This window comes from Nocardia sp. bgisy134, from assembly GCF_057708325.1.
Genome location: NZ_JBYIRW010000005.1, coordinates 259,741 through 277,972, shown reverse-complemented (window position 1 = coordinate 277,972; position 18,232 = coordinate 259,741). Strand labels below are relative to the sequence as shown.

Genomic DNA, 18,232 nt, shown 5'->3' with positions numbered 1-18,232 from the left:
GGCGATCGGACGCAGCACAAACGGACACAGCACAAACGGCCCCGGCGCAATCCGGCCCAGCGCAATCGGGCCCAGCGCAATCAGGGGCAATGGCGCGCTCGGAGGCGAGTGCGATCTATAGCCGCTATCTCAGCGCGATCATGTTGCACGGACAGGCCGGAGCGCGGGCGGTCGACCTGGGCGCCACCGACCTCTACGCGCTGAATGTCCTGGAACTCAGCGGCCCCATGACGCCGGGAGAACTCGGCGCTCGCACGGGTCTCACCACCGGCCCGACCACCCGGCTGGTCGATCGGTTGGAAGAGGCCGGGTACGTGCGGCGGGTTCCTGTCCCTGGCGACCGGCGCAAGATCACCGTCGAACTGATCGAAACGCCCGCCGACCTGAATCGCGTGCTGGCCCCCGCCCGGCGCCGCGTCGGCGAGATCATCGCCGGATACGAGCCCGAGCAGCGCGAGCTACTGTTCGACTACTTCCGCCGCGCCGCCGACGCGTATTTCCAAGCGACGGAAGAACTTCGCGCCGACTGAGCTCAGTTTTCGAAAGCTCAGCGCACCGCGAGCGCGACCAGCTGGGTGATCTGACCGGCGGCGAAGTTGTCGTCGCTGACGAGCACGAGCGTCCGCTCACCCGAGGGCAGCCGTGGCCCCCAGGTCATGCTCTCGATGTTGTCGATATCCGTGAGCCCGGCCTCGGCCAGGTCGACGAGCAGCCGTTTGGCTACCGGGCGGGCGTCGCCGAGCGGGGCGTCGAGCACGTTGGTCGCGCCCGCGGTGTCGGCCTCGTAGATCCGGATCTTGTCGCCCGCGCCCTCGACGTACGCGCGCTCCAGCACCAGGAATTTCGTGGGATCGAGCGGATCGGCGGCCAGGATCGAGGCGACGCCGTTGCCGCCGCGCCCCGGCTCCGGCCGCGACTCGGCGAACACCGGCTCCATCGGATACGCGTACTGCGCGAGCAAGGGCCCGAAGCGCGCCTGGACGGTGATGCGCGAGATCGCGCCCGAGGTCACCGTCGCCTCGGGACCGTCCTGGAGCAGCGGGCCCTCGACGGCCGTCACGAACAGCGCGCCGCCCGTGGCGAAGGTCGCCGCTTCCAGTGCCGCGTTGCGGCGCGGCCCCGCGTCCGGCCGCATCCGCTCGTTGTCGGGGATCGGCAGTTCGGCGACGAACGTCCCGTCCGGCCGCGCGACGCGCACGGACGGGTCGGCGAGCACGTCGTCCGCGCGCTCGCCTTCCTGGGTCCAGGAGTAGTCGCCCGTCCACGGATCGACGCGAATCTCTTCGGGGTCCACCGATTTCGGCGCGTAGACGGTGCCCGCGGGGGTGCGCAGCAGGTATGTGCCGGTGAAAGTCACCGGGCCGACGCCGTTCGCGTCGACCGTGAAGCGGGCGGTGTAGCCGCGGGCCGGTGCGCGCTCCGAGCGGTCGTCGCTGATCAGCACGTACTCACCCGTGCTCGGCCGATAGTCGATGCCGGACAGTCCGCCGACCGTGGTGCCGTGAAAGTCCATCGCGTGCGGCAGGATCTGCTGACCCAGCAGCCGCACGGCCGGTTCGGCGTGCGCTGTGGGCGCCGCGGTCAGCGCGGCGACGCCGACCGCGAGGGCGAGCGGGAGTCCGGTTCTTCTGCGCACAAGCCACACCGTAGCGGCACCCGCGAACCGCACGGTGAACACCGTCGGAACTCCGGAACGGCGAAAGCCCGCCACCGCGAAAAGCGGTGGCGGGCTTCGCCGTTGCGCGATGACCTACGCGGCGCGATTACTTGCGCAGCGAGGCGGGAACCTCGAAGCGGTCGCCGTACTTGGCCTTCAGCTCGTCGGCGCGAGCCACGAAGCCCTCCTGGCCGCCCGGGTAGCCGACGATGAACTGGTGCACACCACCGGTCCAGGCCGGGTAACCGATGCCGAAGATCGAGCCGATGTTGGCGTCGGCGGTGGTCTCGAGCACACCCTCGTCGAAGCACTTCTGGGTCTCGATCGCCTCGATGAACAGCATCCGGTCGATCAGATCCTGGAGCGGCACGTTGAAGCCGGTGACCGACTTGAAGTGCTCACGCAGGCCGCCCCACAGGCCGGTCCGCTTGCCGTTCTCGTCGTACTCGTAGAAGCCCGCCTTCTCCAGACGACCCGGACGACCCTCGTTCACCATGTACTCGATGACGTCGATGGCCGGGTGCTTCTGCTTGCCCATGGTGGCGTCACCGCGGGCGATGGCCTCCTGGGTCTCCTTGGCGATCTTCAGCATGAGCTTCATGTTCAGCTCGTCCGACAGCTGCAGCGGCGCGGCCGGGTAGCCCGCCTGCGAGCCGGCCTGCTCGATGGTCGAAGGATCGATGCCCTCGCCCAGCATGGCGATCGCCTCGTTGACGAAGGTGCCGATCACGCGCGAGGTGAAGAAGCCGCGGCTGTCGTTGACGACGATCGGGGTCTTCTTGATCGCGAGGGTGTAGTCGAACACCCGGGCCAGCGCCTCGTCCGAGGTCTTCTCACCCTTGATGATCTCCACCAGCGGCATCTTGTCGACCGGCGAGAAGAAGTGGATGCCGATGAAGTCCTCCTGGCGCTTCACGCCGGCCGCGAGACCGGTGATCGGCAGGGTGGAGGTGTTCGATCCGAGCAGCGCGTCCGCGTCGACGATGTCCTCGATCTCCTGGAACACCTTGTGCTTGAGCTCGGTGTTCTCGAAGACGGCCTCGATCACGAAGTCGACGCCGGCGAAGTCCTTGGCGTCGGCGGACGGCGTGATCCGGTCGAGCAGCGCCTTGGACTTCTCCTCGGTGGTCTTGCCACGGGAGAGGGCCTTGGCCTCGATCTTCTCGGAGTAGTTCTTGCCGCGCTCGGCCGCCTCGATGGTGACGTCCTTCAGCACGACCTCGTAGCCCGCCTTGGCGGAGACGTACGCGATGCCCGCGCCCATCATGCCCGCGCCGAGCACGCCGATCTTCTTGATGTCCTTCTTCGGCACGTCCTTCGGACGCGAGCCGCCGTTGTTGATCGACTGCAGGTCGAAGAAGAACGCCTGAATCATGTTCTTCGCGACCGGGCCGGTCAGCAGGTGGACGAAGTAGCGCGACTCGATGAGCGAGGCGTTGTCGATGTCGACCTGCGCGCCCTCGACCGCGGCGGCCATGATGGCGCGCGGCGCGGGCATGTTGGTGCCCTTGAGCTGCTTACGCAGGTTGGCCGGGAACGCGGGCAGGTTCGCCGCGAAGGCCGGGGTGGACGGGGTGCCACCGGGGATCTTGTAGCCCTTCTTGTCCCAGGGCTGCACGCCACCCTCGGGGTTGGCCTTGATCCACGCCTTGGCGGCCGGGACCAGCTCCTCGATCGAGCCGACGACCTCGTTGATCAGGCCGATTTCCTTGGCCTTGCCCGGGCGGTACTTCTGGCCCTGCAGCAGCACCTGCATGAGCGCGCCCTGGAGGCCGAGCATGCGCACGGTGCGGGTGACACCGCCACCGGCGGGCAGCAGGCCCAGGCTGACCTCGGGCAGGCCCAGCTGCACACCCGGCACGTCGGCCGCGATGCGGTAGTGGGTCGCGAGGGTGATCTCGAGGCCGCCGCCGAGCGCGGCGCCGTTGATCGCGGAAACGACCGGCTTGCCGAGCTGCTCGAGGCGACGCAGCGCACCCTTGATGGTGCCCAGCTCGTCCATGAGGGCCTGGCCGTCTTCCGGGCCGACCTTCATCATGTTCTTCAGGTCGCCGCCCGCGAAGAAGGTCTTCTTCGCCGAGGTCAGCACCACGCCGGTGATGCTGTCCTTCTCGGCCTCGAGCCGGTCGACGGTCGCGGTCATCGACGTCTTGTACAGCTCGTTCATCGTGTTGGCGCCCTGGTTCGGGTCGTCCATCGTCAGTACGACGATGCCGTCCGAATCCTGCTCCCAACCGATCATGTTGGTTTCGCTCACAGCTCTGTGTCTCCTTGAATTCTGTGCTGTCGGTTGGGGTTAGACGCGCTCGATGATCGTCGCCACGCCCATGCCGCCACCGATGCACAGCGTGATCAGCGCGTAGCGGCCGTTGCGGCGCTCCAGCTCGTCGACCATGGTGCCGGTGATCATCGCGCCGGTGGCGCCCAGCGGGTGGCCCATCGCGATGGCGCCGCCGTTGACGTTCAGCTTCTCGTCCGGGATGTTCAGGTCCTTCTGGAACTTCAGCACCACGGAGGCGAACGCCTCGTTGATCTCGACCAGGTCGATGTCGTCGAGGGTCAGGCCCGCCTTGGCCAGCGCCTTCTTGGCGGCCGGGGTGGGACCGGTCAGCATGATGGTGGAGTCGGCGCCGCTGGTGGCGGTCGCGACGACGCGCGCACGCGGGGTCAGGCCGGAGGCCTTGCCCGCCTCTTCGGAACCGATCAGCACCAGCGCGGCGCCGTCGACGATGCCGGAGCTGTTGCCGCCGTGGTGCACGTGGTTGATCTTCTCCACGAAGTGGAACTTCTGCAGCGCCACGGCGTCGAAGCCACCCATTTCACCGATCACGGCGAAGGACGGGTTCAGCTTGGCCAGGTCCTCGGCCTTGGTGCCGGGACGCATGTGCTCGTCGTTGTCGAGGACGACGAGGCCGTTCTGGTCCTTGACCGGAACGATCGACTTGGCGAAGTAGCCGCCGGTGGTGGCCTTGGCGGCCAGGTCCTGCGAGCGCACGGCGTAGGCGTCCACGTCATCGCGGGAGAAGCCCTCGATGGTGGCGATCAGGTCGGCGGAAACACCCTGCGGCACGAAGTAGGTGTCGTAGTTGGTGGTCGGGTCCATCGCCCAGGCGCCGCCGTCGGAGCCCATCGCAACGCGGGACATGGACTCGACGCCACCGGCGATGACCAGGTCGTCGAAGCCCGAGCGCACCTTCTGCGCGGCCAGGTTCACGGCCTCGAGGCCGGAGGCGCAGAAGCGGTTGAGCTGGAAGCCGCCGACGGTGTCGGGCAGGCCGGCCACGGTCACGGCGGTGCGGGCGATGTCGGCACCCTGGTCACCCACCGGTGCGACGACACCGAGGATCAGGTCGGAGATCCGGTCCTCGTCGAGGTTCGGGAAACGGCCGCGCAGCTCCTGGATCAGACCAACAGTCAGGTCGATCGGCTTGACCGAGTGCAGCGAACCGTTCTTCTTGCCGCGTCCGCGCGGGGTGCGGATGGCCTCGTAAATGTAGGCCTCTGTGGTCATATCGGAGTGTTTCCTTCCTTGGGGTGCGCCTGCACCGCGTTGTGCGGCACGGCCGCGGGTCACCTCGCCGACCGGCCATGAGACCGACCGTCCGTATTCAGTTTGCCGTGCTCACGAGGCCCAGCGCGGTGACGCGAGGTTCCGTCTCCAGGCCCGTCGCTCGCACCGCATAACGCTGTACAAAAGTCGGCGAGCACCAGCGGACGTACGTTCCGGACACGCCCGTACGCCTGGGCATACCATAGAACGCCGCCACACCGGAGCTCACGGCCACCCGTTCATACTACCGTCGTGTGCGAACTCCGGTTAACTTAACGTCCTCGAGGCGGTGGTTGTCAACCATCCAGCCGTGTGGCACCGAGCTCACTGCGGAGCAATTCCAGGGCGACCTCGTCGGGGTCGTGACGGGCCTCGGGCGCCACCGGCTTGGCGGCCTCGGCCAGCATCTCCTGCTCCTCTTCCGGCGTCGAGGGCCCCGGCACGCCGCCAGGGGCCGATCCGGCCGAGCTGGAGAGCGATTCGTAACCGCCTGGATCGGGCGGCGGGTAGTCGCCGGGGCCGGGGTCGTCGGGTAGGTCCGGATAATCAGGCGGCGGGATGTCGTCGTCGCCGGACCGCGTGGGCGGAGCGGGCCGCTGCCCGCGAGCAGGAGCGTCGCCCGCGGCGTTCGCCCTGGCCTGGCTGGGTCGCGAGAATCGAGGCGGGCCCGTTTCGCCGCGGCCGCCTTGGCTTCCCACGCCGCGCCCGGCCGCACCCTGTCCCGTGCCCCGCGCGCCCTTCGACGGCTGGGCCGCGGGACGCGGGGTCGCGCCACCGGCCTCCCAGCGAATCTCGTGGTCGCTCCCGAGCACGGCCCGCACCGCCGCGCGCACGGCCTCGACATTGCGTGCCTCGGACAACCGCTGCGCCAGCGGCGCGTGCTGGTGCGCGAACACGATGGCCGTGCCCTCGACCCGCGCCACCGAGGCACCCGACAGCAACGCCTGCACGGTCGGTCCGAACTCCCTGACCTTGGCCCGGATCTCCGCCCACGCGCCCTCGACGGCTCGCAGCAGATCCGCGCCCTGCGCACCCACAGGCTCGTCGGGCAACGCCGCAGCCATCGATTCCGCGGACTCGACGGGCCGTTCCGCCGCCGTCGCGCCGCCGCGGCGATCGGCGGACGATTCCTCGGTCACTTGCCCGGAACGGGGGCTCGTATCGGAAACCGACTGTGCCGCTTGATATCCCGCGCGTTCGGCCGGTTCCCGGCGAGCGTCGCCCTCGGCCGGACCGGCGGTGGCGCTCCCCGAAAACGCGGCGCGTTCGGTCGGGCGACCCGTACCGGCCGCGACAGTCGACGGGGGCTCCCCAGCCCCGCTTTCCCCGTCGACGGACCCCGCGGGTCGCTCCCCCACTCGATCCGACGCGGCTTCGGCGTACGGCGCGGCGGGCCGATCGGCGCGCGGCGGAGCGGCCGATTCCTCCGAGGCGCTGGGCCGCCCCTCGGTCCGATGACCCGGCGCGTCGGCGGCCTGCGGCTCGGCTTCGCCCCGGCGGACGGGCTCGGCAGTCGATTCGACTCGATCCTCGGCGTTCCGCGCTGCTGTCCCGCCCACGTGGCCCTCGGCCACCGCGGACACGGGAGCGGCCGCGCCCGGGGCTTCGCCTCGCGGGGCTTCGTCTCGCGCTCCGGCTACGGCCGCGTCGCCGCGCTGGGCCGAGTCAGCGCTCGGCGCGACAGCACCGCGCTCGGCAGCGGCCGAGTCGCCGCTCGATTCGGTGGCGTCGCCGCGCCCTGCAGCGGCCGCCGCGATCGCGTCCTCACGCTGGTCGTCCTGTCGCGCGATGGGCGCAGCCGGGGCGGCGGCGGAAGGCTGCGGACCACCGTCGGATGCTTCCGCCTGCGCACCGGCGGGCGATTGAGCGCGGTCCGTGCGCTCGACGGAAGTGCTTCCTCCCGCGTCGCTTTCGATGCCACCCTGGGCCGAACCTCCGCCCCGAGACTTGTTCTCACGCAACGCGGCGAGCGCCTCCGCGCCCCGGCGACGCGGAGGCTCACCCGGTGCGCGGGCCGGGGCGGGTGCGGCGGTCCGGCTCGCCTCGGCGGCGGGGGCGGAGGCCGGGGCCGGGGCGATCGCACCGCCCGCGAAGCCGCGTTCGAGGCGTTCCAGGCGCTGAAGCGCGGCGGACTCCGTGCCGGAGACCGAGGGCAAGAGCATGCGGGCGCACACGACCTCGAGCAGCAGCCGGGGCGCGGTGGCGCCGCGCATCTCGCCCAGACCCTCGTGCAGCAGTTCGGCGTAGCGGGTCAGGGTGGCGGGGCCGAGGCGCTGCGCTTGGTCGCGCATGCGGTCCAGCACGTCGCCCGGCCCGGACACCAGGCCGCGGTCGGCGGCGTCGGGCACCGCGCGCAACAGGATCAGATCGCGGAAACGCTCCAGCAGGTCGACCGCGAAACGGCGCGGATCGTGCCCCGCCTCCATGACGCTGTCCACGGTGCCGAACAGCGCCGCGCCGTCGTCGGCGGCCAGCGCCTCCACCGCGTCGTCGATGAGCGCGACGTCGGTGACGCCGAGCAGCGCGACGGCACGGTTGTAGGTGACGCCGTCCGGGCCCGCGCCTGCGAGCAGCTGGTCGAGCACGCTGAGGCTGTCGCGCGGGGAACCGCCGCCCGCGCGAATCACCAACGGATACACCGCTTCCTCGACCGGAACGTTCTCCTGTTCGCAGATCTTGCCGAGCAGCCCGCGCATCGTCGCGGGCGGCAGCAGCCGGAACGGGTAGTGGTGGGTGCGCGAGCGGATGGTCGGCAGCACCTTGTCGGGCTCGGTGGTGGCGAAGATGAAGATCAGGTGGGCGGGCGGTTCCTCGACGATCTTGAGCAGCGCGTTGAAGCCCGCGGTGGTGACCATGTGGGCCTCGTCGACGATGAAGACGCGATACCGGGATTCGGCGGGCGCGTAGAAGGCGCGGTCGCGCAGCTCGCGGGTGTCGTCGACGCCGCCGTGGCTCGCGGCGTCGAGTTCGATCACGTCGAGATTGCCCGGTCCGCCCGGCCCGAGCGCCACGCAGGACGGGCAGACTCCGCACGGCCGCGACGTCGGGCCCTGCACGCAGTTCAGCGAACGCGCAAGGATGCGCGCCGACGAGGTCTTACCGCAGCCCCGCGGACCGGAGAACAGATAGGCATGACTGATCCGTCCGGTGTCGAGCGCGATGCTCAGCGGGTCGGTGACGTGCTCCTGACCCACCACCTCAGCGAACGTTGCCGGTCGGTACTTCCGGTACAGAGCCACGGCCAGAGGTTACCGGCGACCACCGACAAAGCGGTCGGCGACCGGGGTCTCACGCGGGCGAGCCGTCGCGCCGCTCACGGCGTACCGCGAGATTCCCTTCGAATGTGATGCAGATCACATGATTCCAGGAGACTCCTTCCGCCGCTTCGTTCCTCTCACAAACCGGCAACATGACAGCAATCGTGTATCTGTCGGTTATCAAAAACCGGACGAAGCAGTTCGTCCGCCTTTCTCGCCAGCGGTAATGCATACTCACGCCCCGGTTATGCCCCTTTTTGTCGATGTAACGAATAAGTCAACCCGGGTGACAGCTAGCGCGCCGCTGGCTACCGTGGCTGTTGGCAACTTCGGTAGCCAAACCTTCATCAGGTTGGTGACCCCGGCCGGTCCCTCATCCCGACCGGGGCACAACCTGAACACCTCCCGGCCCCAGTGCGACATCGCCGAACTCCCACCGCGTATATCGGAGGACCGTTCCACGTGCCGTCGTGTGACGACATCGCCGCCGCCTGGCTCTCCAATACCGACTTCGCCGGCGATCGAGCCGCCGTCGGACTGCTCAGCCGCGCCATCAGCCCCCAGGAATTCGCGATCAAACGCGATTCGCTGCCGGTGACCGCCGCCGCAGATCCCGCCACCGCCTCGGCCATTCTCGAGTTGCTCGAACGCGGTCAGGTGCCGACCATGGCCGCGATCCGAACCCTCACCGCGCAGAACGAGATGCGCCGCGAGGCAGAACGCATCGAACGGCTCGGCCGCCGCGCCCAGCGCAGCATCGACGACTTCGGCCGCGTGCTCGCCCGTCTCGCGCACGAGCACTGGATGACCCACGGCGTCGGCCCCACCCGCCGCGACATCCTCTCCTCCGAACCGGTGACGGCGCTGATCAAGGAACGCATCGGCGTCATCGCGCCCAACGCGGTCAAACACCTGTGGCTGGTCGAGCGCGCCCAGCGGGCGGGCTGGATCGCGTCCAACGCGAATCCGCAGTCGCTCTGCGCGGCAAGGCGTTTCCACGCCGCCAAATACGGGAATCGGGTCTCGCTGCGGCCGGTCAACACGATCGGGACGCTCGTCGCCGGGCATCTCTCCGCTCACCTGGACGAACACGGCCGTCCGCCGCGCTGGTCGAACCTCGCGCGCGACCTGCGCGACGACCGTGGACGCCGTGTCTTCCACGACACCGCCGACGCGCGGGCCCAGGAGCTGTGGCTCACCACCGCCGAGTGGGTCGTCGTCGAGGACGATCTGCCGATCCCCGGCCGCCGCGGCCGGCGCGCGCTGACCCGGAAGAACCGCGGCTGAGCGATGTCCCGGCCACTGCTTTCGGCCACTCGACACCCATGAGTTAACAGCGTTACGCTAACCGCGTTAACTCACGGAGGGGAGCCGCGATGCTCTATCGGATCGCACGAACGGCCACGCGGTACCCGCGCGTCATCTTGATCACCGCGCTGGCCTTGGTGATCGGGTGCGGACTCTTCGGCGCCACCGCGGCCACGCACCTGAAATCCGGCGGATTCGTCTCGGACGACGCCGAATCCTCGCAGGTCAACCGGATTATCGCGGACAACTTCGGCGGCGCTTCGCCCAACTACGTCCTGCTGGTGAGCACCGAGAGCGGCGTCGACAGCCCCGCCGCGCGCGCCGCGGGCATGCGACTCGTCGACGCGCTGCGCGCACGCCCCGACGTGACCGCCGTGCAGTCCTACTGGACCACTCCGCTGCCGTTCTCGACCGCGTTACGCAGCAACGACGGCGGGTCGAGCGCGCTGATCGCCGCCTTCATCGAAGGCGACGACACCGAGGTGCAGAAAATCGCGGGCGAACTCACCGAACAGCTCACCGGCGCCGCCGACGGCGTGACGGTACGTCAAGGCGGCATGGCCGCGATCTATCACGACGTCAACGAGCAGACCACCCTCGACCTGGCCCTCGCCGAGAGCATCGCGGTGCCGTTGTCGATGATCGTGCTCATCCTGGTGTTCGGCAGCTTGGTCGCGGCGGCCCTGCCGCTGGCCGTCGGCCTCTTCGCGATCGCGGCGACGCTGGCCATCCTGCGGTTGTTCACACTCGTCACCGACGTGTCCATCTACGCGCTGAACATGACGACCGCGCTCGGCCTGGCCCTCGCGATCGACTACAGCCTGTTCATCGTCAGCCGATACCGCGAGGAACTGGGCAACGGCCTCGACCCGACGGCGGCCACCATCCGCGCCGTGCAGACCGCGGGGCGCACGGTGCTGTTCTCCGCGCTCACCGTCGCGCTGTCGCTGGCCGCGCTCAGCGTGTTCAACCTGTACTTCCTGAGGTCCTTCGCCTACGCGGGCGTCGCGGTGGTCGCGGCAGCGGCCGCGGCGGCGATCGTGATCCTGCCCGCCGCGCTGGTGCTGCTCGGGTACCGCGTCAACTCGCTCGACCTGCGCGTTCCGCTGCGGCGGATGTTCCGGCGCCCGCCGCCCGCAGGCCCGGTGCCGCCGGCGGAGTCCGGCTGGTACCGGCTGGTCACGCGGGTGATGCGGCACGCGGTGCCGGTGACCGTGGTGATCATCGCGCTGCTGCTCGTCCTCGGCGCGCCGTTCCTGTCGGTGAGGTTCGGCTACCCCGACGACCGGGTGCTGCCCACCTCCTCGACCAGCAGGCAGGTCGGCGATGAGCTGCGGGCGCACTTCCCGCAGGCCGATCCCGGCGCGAGCACCACGATCGTGCTGGACGGCTACACCGGTGACACCGCAGGCGTCGGCACGTACGCCACGCGGCTTTCCGAACTGCCGAACGTGCCCGCCGTGCTGTCCAGCGCGGGCACCTTCGTGAACGGTGCGCGGGTCGGGGCGGCGCCGCCCGGCATGGCCAACGACACGGGGACCTACCTCACCGTCGTCAGTTACGTCGACCCCTTCTCCCCCGAGGGCGAACGTCAGCTGCGCGCGATCGAGGCGGTGCCCGCGCCCGGGCCCGCGCTGTACGGCGGCGCGGCCGCGGTCAACGCGGATTCGCTTGCCGCGCTGAGCGATCGACTGCCGTTGGCCGCCACGCTGATCGTGCTGGCCACGTTGGTGGTGCTGTTCCTGTTCACCGGAAGCGTCGTGCTGCCGATCAAGGCACTGGCGCTCAACACCCTCTCGCTCGCGGCCGCCTTCGGCGCGATGGTGTGGGTGTTCCAGGAGGGACACCTGTCGAACCTGCTCGGCTTCACCGCGGTCGGCTACATGGTGCCGACCATGCCGATCCTGATGTTCTGCCTGGCCTTCGGCTTGTCCATGGACTACGAGGTGTTCCTGCTCTCGCGGATCCGCGAGGAGTGGTTGCGCACCCACGACAACAACCGCGCGGTGGCCATCGGCGTCGCCCGCACCGGCCGGATCTTCACCGCCGCCGCGGTGCTGATGGCTATCGTGTTGGGCGCGCTGATCACCTCGAAGGTCTCGTTCATGCAGCTGATGGGTCTCGGCCTCACCTTGACCGTGCTCGTCGACGCGACGATCATCCGGGCCCTGCTCGCGCCTGCGCTGATGCGCCTGCTCGGCACGGCCAACTGGTGGGCACCGAAAACCCTTGTCCGGCTGCATGATCGGATCGGCCTCGCGGAGGACGTCGACCAGGACGCCATCGCACGGGAACCCGAGCACGTGGGACGTCCATGACCCTGCACCGTCGACCTCGATCACCGCGCGGTTCCGGCGCGCAATTGCGTACCGAGATACTCACGGCCACAGCGGAATTGCTCGCGCGCACCGGCCGGGCCGACGCGGTGTCGATCCGCGAGGTGAGCAAGCTCGTCGGGGTGAGCGCACCGTCCATCTACCGGCATTTCGCCGACAAGGACGAGCTGATCGAGGCAGCGGTGGCCAAGGCGTTCGAGGATCTGGCCGACGCCATGCGCGCGGCCACCGACCCCACGGTGTCGCCGATGACCCGGCTGCGCGATCAGGGCCTGGCCTACGTGCGCTACGCGCTGGAGCACCCGGCGCAGTACCGGGTGGCGGCCGGGCCCACCGAGAGCGGCGGCGCGGTGGACGAGGTGCTCACCAGCGGCGCGTTCCAGCATTTCGCGGCGTCGGTGCGCGAGTGCATGGCGGAGGGCACGATCGCGCCGGGCGATCCGCTGCCGGTCGTGCTCGACCTGTGGGCCGTCGTGCACGGCCTCGCTTCCCTGCTGATCGCCAAACCGCATCTGCCGTGGGGCGATCACGAGGAGATGGCGAATCGCATCATGTGCGCGGCCTGCCTCGGGCACACCGTGCTGAACATGGTCGGCGGCACGCCGAGCCCCGACGAGCTGGACGTCTGGCTCGACGAAAACCTCCCGCAGTGGCGGAAGACCTCGTGAGCGTTCGGTAACTTCTTCGCGACGCATGCCCGCAGAAGGAGTTACCCGCCATGCCACCGACCATCGATCCCGCGGCCACCGCCTGGCTGCTCGGCAGCACCGCTCTTGTGCTGCTGATGACGCCCGGCCTGGCCATCTTCTACGGCGGCATGGTGCGTTCGACCGGCGTGCTCAACATGCTGATGATGAGCTTCATCGCCATCCCGCTCGTCACGGTGACCTGGCTGTTGTTCGGCTACAGCCTGGCCTTCGGCCCCGACGCGGGAGGCGGACTGATCGGCACGCTCGAGCACGTCGGCTTGGTGGGCATCGACCCGACGACGGTGCGCGGCACGGTGCCGGAACTGCTCTACGCGACCTTCCAGCTCACCTTCGCCATTCTGACCGCGGCGCTGGTCAGCGGCGCCATCGCCGACCGGGCCAAGTTCTCCGGCTGGATGGTCTTCGTGCCGCTGTGGACGCTGGCCGTGTACGTGCCGATCGCGCACTGGGTGTGGGGACCGGACGGCTGGCTGGCGAAGTTCGGCGCGCTGGACTACGCGGGCGGCCTGGTGGTGGAGATCGCCTCCGGCGCCTCCGCGCTGGCGCTCGCGCTGGTGCTCGGCCCGCGCATCGGCTTCAAGGTGGACGCGATGCGACCGCACAACCTGCCGTTCGTGCTGCTCGGCGCGGGTCTGCTGTGGTTCGGCTGGTTCGGCTTCAACGCGGGCTCGTCGCTGAACGCCAGCGGTCTGGCCGCGGCGGTGTTCCTGAACACACTGATCGCGGGCTGCCTCGGCATGCTCGGCTGGCTCGCGGTGGAGCGCGTGCGCGACGGCCACCCGACCACCTTCGGTGCCGCGTCCGGCGTCGTCGCGGGCCTGGTGGCGATCACTCCGTCCTGCGGATACGTCGACACTCTCGGCGCGGTCGTCGTCGGGCTCGCGGCGGGCACGGTGTGTTCGTTCGCGGTCGGCTGGAAGTTCAAGGCCAACTACGACGACTCCCTCGACGTGGTCGGCGTGCACTTCGTCGGCGGCGTGGTCGGCACGGTGCTCATCGGTCTGCTCGCCAGCCAGGTGATGACCGGCGGCGTGGAAGGTCTGCTGTACGGCGGTGGGCTCACCCAGCTCGGCAAGCAGCTGCTCGGCGCGGTGGCGGTCGCGGCTTACGCCTTCGGCGTCTCGTTCGCCCTCGGCAAGGGCATCGACAGGTTCCTCGGCTTCCGGATCAGCAAGGAGGACGAAACCTCTGGCATCGACTTCGCGCTGCACGCGGAGACCGCGTACGCCGAAGGGGTGCACGGGCATTCGCCGCGCGGGCATTTCGGCATCGGCGGCGGGCACACGCCGCACGATCGGGACGAGGACTGAGCGACCGGCTAGCCGGCCCTGCAGTGCCGGGCCGGGGCCGGACCTGATCGGCCGAAGAGCTCAGGACACCGCATCGGCCGAGGCAACCCAGGAATTGCATTTCTGGACCCGGTTGTTCCGATAGCCGTACTCGTACCAGAGACCGTAGTTCTGCTTCGATCCGTGGTCGCGCGCGTCACCGGGGTTGTCGCCACGGGTGTAGTTGTCCCGCACCGTGTTCTCGCCCTGCGCCCCGGAGACCGAACCGACATAGGCCGACGAGCCGATGAACATCCCGCCGAAGCACTGCGCGCCCAGCTCCATGCGGCGCGACAACTCGAGGCCCCGCGCGCTGCGCGGCCCCGCGTTGTAGCGCTCCTCGTGCGTGCGCTTCGAAATACCACTGATCGCCTGCACGTGGTGGCCGTACTCGTGCGCGAACACCGTCAGGTAGATGACCCAGTTGTCGCCGTACAAATTGGTCTGGATCTTGTCCAGCGGCATATAGATGGTGTTGTTCATCGAGCAGTAGAACGCCGCGTAGTTGCCGCCCGCGCTGGTGCACGGCGAGACCGCGTCGACGCCGCGGGCGGGGACGCTGATGTTCGGCGGCGAGAACGGCAGGTTCTCGTAATCGAGCAGCGCTTTCCACATCTGCCCGAGGCACGTGGAGGCCGACTGGAAGAACGCTTGGGCCGCGGCCACATTCGGGGCCCAGCGCGAGAACGTGCACTGGATGTTGTTCAATCCCGTGTCCACGTGCGTGAACAGGGGATGATCGCCGAGCTTCGCCACCGGCTGCGGCCCGGCGGGTCTGGTCGGCGTGGCTGAGGTGGTGCGGACCGGACTGCTCGCCGCGGTGGTCGGACGTGCCGCCGACGTGGTCGTCGCCGCGGACGACGAAGGAATCGTCGGCGTATAGGTGTAGCTCGGCGTGTACGCCGTTGTCCTGCGGTCGTTCTCGCTCTCGCTGCTCGCCACCGCGACCGCCGCGGCGACCAGCGCGCCGACCATCAGGAAGATTCCCAGCACCCCGAACACCGCGCCCACTCCGCCGCCACCGCGCCGAGGCGGCGGATAGGGGCGCCCGTAACCAGGCGGCCCGTAAGGCGGAACGCCATAGCCCGGCGGCGGCCCGTAGGGAGCCGGCGCGTGTCCGGGGTACGGGTAACCCGGCGGCGGATATCCGGGCGGCGGCGCGTACCCGGGCGGCGGGCCGTACGGCGGCGGATAGTGTGGCTGGTGTCCGTAACCGTAAGGCGGCGTCGTCATCTCAACTCACCCTGCCTGCCGGAGCGGTGAAGGTGTTGCACTGGTTGGTGCGGTTCTTGTCCACGCCCTCTTCGAACCAGTCGCCGCTGTTCTCCGATGACCCGTGGTCGCGCGCGTCGGTCGGTCCGTCGCCTCGGCCGTGCGCGTCCCGCCGCGCCACGCCGATCTGCGTGGAGGAGAGCGAACCGCCGTCCTCGGAGGACCCGAGGTACATGCCGTTGAAGCACTGCGCCTGCAACTCGATTCGCCGCGAGAGCTCCAGTCCGCGCTGGCTGCGCGCACCGGCGTCCACCCGCTCGCTGTTGGCCTTGCGCAGGATGCCCGACATGGCCTGCACGTGGTGGCCGTACTCGTGCGCGAACACCGAGAGGTAGACCACCCAATTGTCCTTGAACAGGTCGGTCTGCAACTGGCTGATCGGCATGTAGATGGTCTTGTTCGCCGGGCAGTAGAACGCGGCGAAGTTGGTGGTGGTGCCCGTGCACGGCGTGGAGATGCCCGCGGTGGAGGCGCTGACGTTCAGCGTCGGCGGTGTGAACGGCAAATTCGCCTTCTGCAGCACCGGTTTCCACACCGACTCCAGGCAGCCCGCCGCGGTCTCGAAGAACTTGCGCGCGGTCTCGACCTGGGTGCTCCAGGGGGTGTAATCGCAGTCGGCCGGGATCAGCGTCGCGTTCGGATCGGTGAGCAGCGGGTTGTTGCCCGTCTCCGCGGCGCCCTGCGACCCGTCGGGGGTGTAGGTGAAGCTCGGCGACGGCCCCGAGGCGCGGTCGTTGCGGTCGCTGCGAATCGCGGTGCGCACCAACGCGCCCGCCACCAGGAACACCACGATGAGCAGCAGCGAGACGATCTTTCCTCCGCCCCCGCTCTTGCGCGGCGGGTACGGCGGACGGCCGGGCGGGCCGTAGGGCATAGGGGGCGGCATCGGCGGGCGGTACCCGGGCGGCTGACCGTAGCCGGGCGGCGCCGAATAGCCGGGCGGCGGAGCGTATCCCGGATGCTGCGCATAGCCCGGCGGCGGACCGTAGCCGGGCTGCGGCGGGTATCCGGGCGGGGGCCCGTAACCGGGACGGGGTCCGTAGCCAGGCGGCGGAACGGGGTGTCCACCAGGTGGAACCGGTCCATATCCGTACGGTGGTTGGGTCACTCCCCCGTACCCCCTCGCATCAGATGATCGTCGACAGCCGCTGACGAAGAATAGCAACCTGTCTAGAGTAGGCACTCATGCTGACATTTCGGGGGGCCGCCGCCGGCGTGCTGATGCTCGCCGCCGCGGGATTGGTGGCCACCGCGCCGGGTGCCAAGAGCGAACCGACGCCCGAGGGCGTGACCATCGTCGCCGATCTGAAACTCAGCCGCGAAGGCGTGCTCGAAGTCGACGAGACGGTGACCGTGCCATCCGGCGAATCGTTCAAGATGTCACTGCCGCTGCGCCTTCAGTTGCGCGACGACGTGGAACGGCGCTTCCAGGTCACCGATATCGACGCCAAGGGCGCGGGCACCGCGACGGTCGCCAACGATCAGTTCACCATCGACGCCAAACCCGGTGAGTCCAGCTACAAGTACTCGATCCACAACACCGTCAGCGACGCGCCCGGCACCCAGGTTTTCCACTGGCTAGGTGTGATGAACACCGACATCGCCTCCATCAGCGCCTCGCTGATCAGCCCGAGCTACGAAATGGCCATCGTGGACTGCAAACTCGGGCCGCCAGGCAACACGAGGCCGTGCGCCGACGTCCGGATCGAATCCGACGGCGTGCTCTGGCTGGAGCAGACCGACCTGCGCAAGGGCGACGCCATCGACCTGACCTTGCAACTGCCGCCGGGTACCGTCCCCGCGAACGCCGACATCGAGGACGCGAACGCACCCGGTCCGTTCTCGGTGACCGGTCCGGTGCTGGCCGCCTTCGGCGTGCTGCTGCTCGCGCTGGCGGGCTTGGCCGTCTTCGTGCTGCGCGCGCGTCGCGAGAACGCCGCGGCGGGAACCGGTTCCGACACCGTCGACCCGCTGCTGCGCGACGGCAACCAGGTGCAGTTCACCTCGCCCGAGGGCATTCTGCCCGGTGAGGCGGGCGTGCTGCTCGACGAGCACGCGGACGCCATCGATATCGCCGCCACCGTGGTGGATCTCGCGGTGCGCCGCTACATCTGGGTGACGCCGATCAGCGACAGCGACTGGCGCATCAATCGGGTGAACGGCGTCGACGACCAGCTACGCGACTACGAGAAGGCGGTGTACACGACGCTGCTGCCGGAAGGCGCCGACTCGGTCACCGTCGCCGAATTGCGCGCGCCGGGACGGGTGCAGGCCGAGCCGATCCGCCGGGCGATGGTCGACGACGCGGTGCGGCGTGGCGCCTTCGCCGACCGGTCCCGTATCGGCCTGCCGGTCTGGGTCGGCGGCGCGCTGATCGTCGCGGGCATTGCCGCCACGGTGGGTCTGGCCGTCACCGCGGGCTCCGCGCTGGTCGGCGTCGCGATCCTGCTCGCGGGCGTGGCGACCGTGCTGCTGCCCAAGTACCTTCCGGTGCGCACCCAGGCGGGCCGCAAGCTGACCTCGCAGGTGCGCGCCCTGCAACGCGGCCTGGATGCCACTCGGCGCGAACAGATTCCGCCGACCGATCAGGAGACGGTGTTCTCCCGCGCGTTGCCGTTCACCGTCATCGGCGGCCGCGCCGACAACTGGATCCGCGCGTTCCGCGACCTGAATCCGGCCGCCGACGCCCAGCCGGGTCTCTACTGGTTCGGCAGCTTCGAACGCGACCAGAACCTGCACCGCTTCGCCGCCCACTTCCCGTTCTTCATCACGGCGCTCGAAGGATTGTTCACCGGATCGTCGGCCCGCTGAGCG

At 69.4% G+C, this 18,232-nt stretch carries 12 protein-coding genes; 6 read left to right on the top strand and 6 right to left on the bottom strand.

The features are described 5' to 3' along the window. Positions 1–89 precede the first annotated feature (89 nt). Entirely contained in the window at positions 90–530 is a 441-nt protein-coding gene (locus AC3ERS_RS12095) for a MarR family winged helix-turn-helix transcriptional regulator (protein WP_431966627.1), read from the top strand. Positions 531–547: 17 nt separating this feature from the next. On the opposite strand, the gene AC3ERS_RS12090 is transcribed toward AC3ERS_RS12095, so the two are convergent. The 4 genes from AC3ERS_RS12090 to AC3ERS_RS12075 form a co-directional block, all read right to left on the bottom strand. Beyond that, entirely contained in the window at positions 548–1,636 is a 1,089-nt protein-coding gene (locus AC3ERS_RS12090) for an esterase-like activity of phytase family protein (protein WP_431966625.1), read from the bottom strand. A 127-nt stretch (positions 1,637–1,763) separates the two neighbouring features. Next, a complete protein-coding gene (locus AC3ERS_RS12085) occupies positions 1,764–3,914 on the bottom strand; it encodes a 3-hydroxyacyl-CoA dehydrogenase NAD-binding domain-containing protein (RefSeq protein WP_431966623.1) in 2,151 nt (716 codons plus the stop codon). 39 nt (positions 3,915–3,953) lie between these two features. Next, entirely contained in the window at positions 3,954–5,168 is a 1,215-nt protein-coding gene (locus AC3ERS_RS12080; protein ID WP_431966621.1) for an acetyl-CoA C-acetyltransferase, read from the bottom strand. A gap of 335 nt (positions 5,169–5,503) precedes the next feature. Continuing rightward, positions 5,504–8,446, bottom strand: coding sequence for a DNA polymerase III subunit gamma and tau (locus tag AC3ERS_RS12075; protein WP_431966619.1), 2,943 nt, complete (start codon positions 8,444–8,446; stop codon positions 5,504–5,506). A 480-nt stretch (positions 8,447–8,926) separates the two neighbouring features. On the opposite strand from AC3ERS_RS12075, the gene AC3ERS_RS12070 reads away from it, so the two are divergent. The 4 genes from AC3ERS_RS12070 to AC3ERS_RS12055 all read left to right on the top strand — a co-directional run bounded on the left by AC3ERS_RS12070 (position 8,927) and on the right by AC3ERS_RS12055 (position 14,128). After that, positions 8,927–9,751, top strand: a complete 825-nt coding sequence (locus AC3ERS_RS12070) for a hypothetical protein (protein WP_431966617.1) — start codon at positions 8,927–8,929, stop codon at positions 9,749–9,751. Positions 9,752–9,840: 89 nt separating this feature from the next. Then, on the top strand, positions 9,841–12,090 hold the full coding sequence (locus AC3ERS_RS12065; protein ID WP_431966615.1) for an MMPL family transporter: 2,250 nt from the start codon (positions 9,841–9,843) through the stop codon (positions 12,088–12,090). Positions 12,091–12,134: 44 nt separating this feature from the next. After that, positions 12,135–12,776, top strand: a complete 642-nt coding sequence (locus AC3ERS_RS12060; RefSeq protein WP_431966613.1) for a TetR/AcrR family transcriptional regulator — start codon at positions 12,135–12,137, stop codon at positions 12,774–12,776. Between the two features lie 50 nt (positions 12,777–12,826). Further along, positions 12,827–14,128 (top strand): ammonium transporter, encoded by a 1,302-nt coding sequence (locus AC3ERS_RS12055; RefSeq protein WP_431966611.1) that lies wholly within the window; start codon positions 12,827–12,829, stop codon positions 14,126–14,128. A gap of 60 nt (positions 14,129–14,188) precedes the next feature. Here the strand turns inward: AC3ERS_RS12055 and AC3ERS_RS12050 are convergent, their stop codons facing one another. Both AC3ERS_RS12050 and AC3ERS_RS12045 read right to left on the bottom strand, forming a co-directional pair. Continuing rightward, positions 14,189–15,379, bottom strand: coding sequence for a neutral zinc metallopeptidase (locus AC3ERS_RS12050; protein ID WP_431966609.1), 1,191 nt, complete (start codon positions 15,377–15,379; stop codon positions 14,189–14,191). A gap of 1 nt (position 15,380) precedes the next feature. Continuing rightward, positions 15,381–16,304 carry a neutral zinc metallopeptidase gene (locus tag AC3ERS_RS12045; protein ID WP_431966607.1) on the bottom strand — a complete coding sequence of 308 codons (924 nt, stop codon included), beginning with the start codon at positions 16,302–16,304 and terminating at the stop codon, positions 15,381–15,383. Positions 16,305–16,603: 299 nt separating this feature from the next. Here AC3ERS_RS12045 and AC3ERS_RS12040 point away from each other — a divergent pair, with 299 nt between their 5' ends. Further along, positions 16,604–18,229 carry a DUF2207 family protein gene (locus AC3ERS_RS12040; protein ID WP_431966605.1) on the top strand — a complete coding sequence of 542 codons (1,626 nt, stop codon included), beginning with the start codon at positions 16,604–16,606 and terminating at the stop codon, positions 18,227–18,229. Positions 18,230–18,232 lie beyond the last annotated feature (3 nt).

Excerpts from the sequence above, each read along its gene's own strand:
- AC3ERS_RS12095 (WP_431966627.1), top strand. The coding sequence starts at position 90 with ATGGCGCGCTCGGAGGCGAGTGCGATCTATAGCCGCTATCTCAGCGCG.
- AC3ERS_RS12080 (WP_431966621.1), bottom strand. The coding sequence starts at position 5,168 with ATGACCACAGAGGCCTACATTTACGAGGCCATCCGCACCCCGCGCGGA.
- AC3ERS_RS12065 (WP_431966615.1), top strand. The coding sequence starts at position 9,841 with ATGCTCTATCGGATCGCACGAACGGCCACGCGGTACCCGCGCGTCATC.
- AC3ERS_RS12055 (WP_431966611.1), top strand. The coding sequence starts at position 12,827 with ATGCCACCGACCATCGATCCCGCGGCCACCGCCTGGCTGCTCGGCAGC.
- AC3ERS_RS12050 (WP_431966609.1), bottom strand. The coding sequence starts at position 15,379 with ATGACGACGCCGCCTTACGGTTACGGACACCAGCCACACTATCCGCCG.
- AC3ERS_RS12045 (WP_431966607.1), bottom strand. The coding sequence starts at position 16,304 with ATGCCGCCCCCTATGCCCTACGGCCCGCCCGGCCGTCCGCCGTACCCG.
- AC3ERS_RS12040 (WP_431966605.1), top strand. The coding sequence starts at position 16,604 with ATGCTGACATTTCGGGGGGCCGCCGCCGGCGTGCTGATGCTCGCCGCC.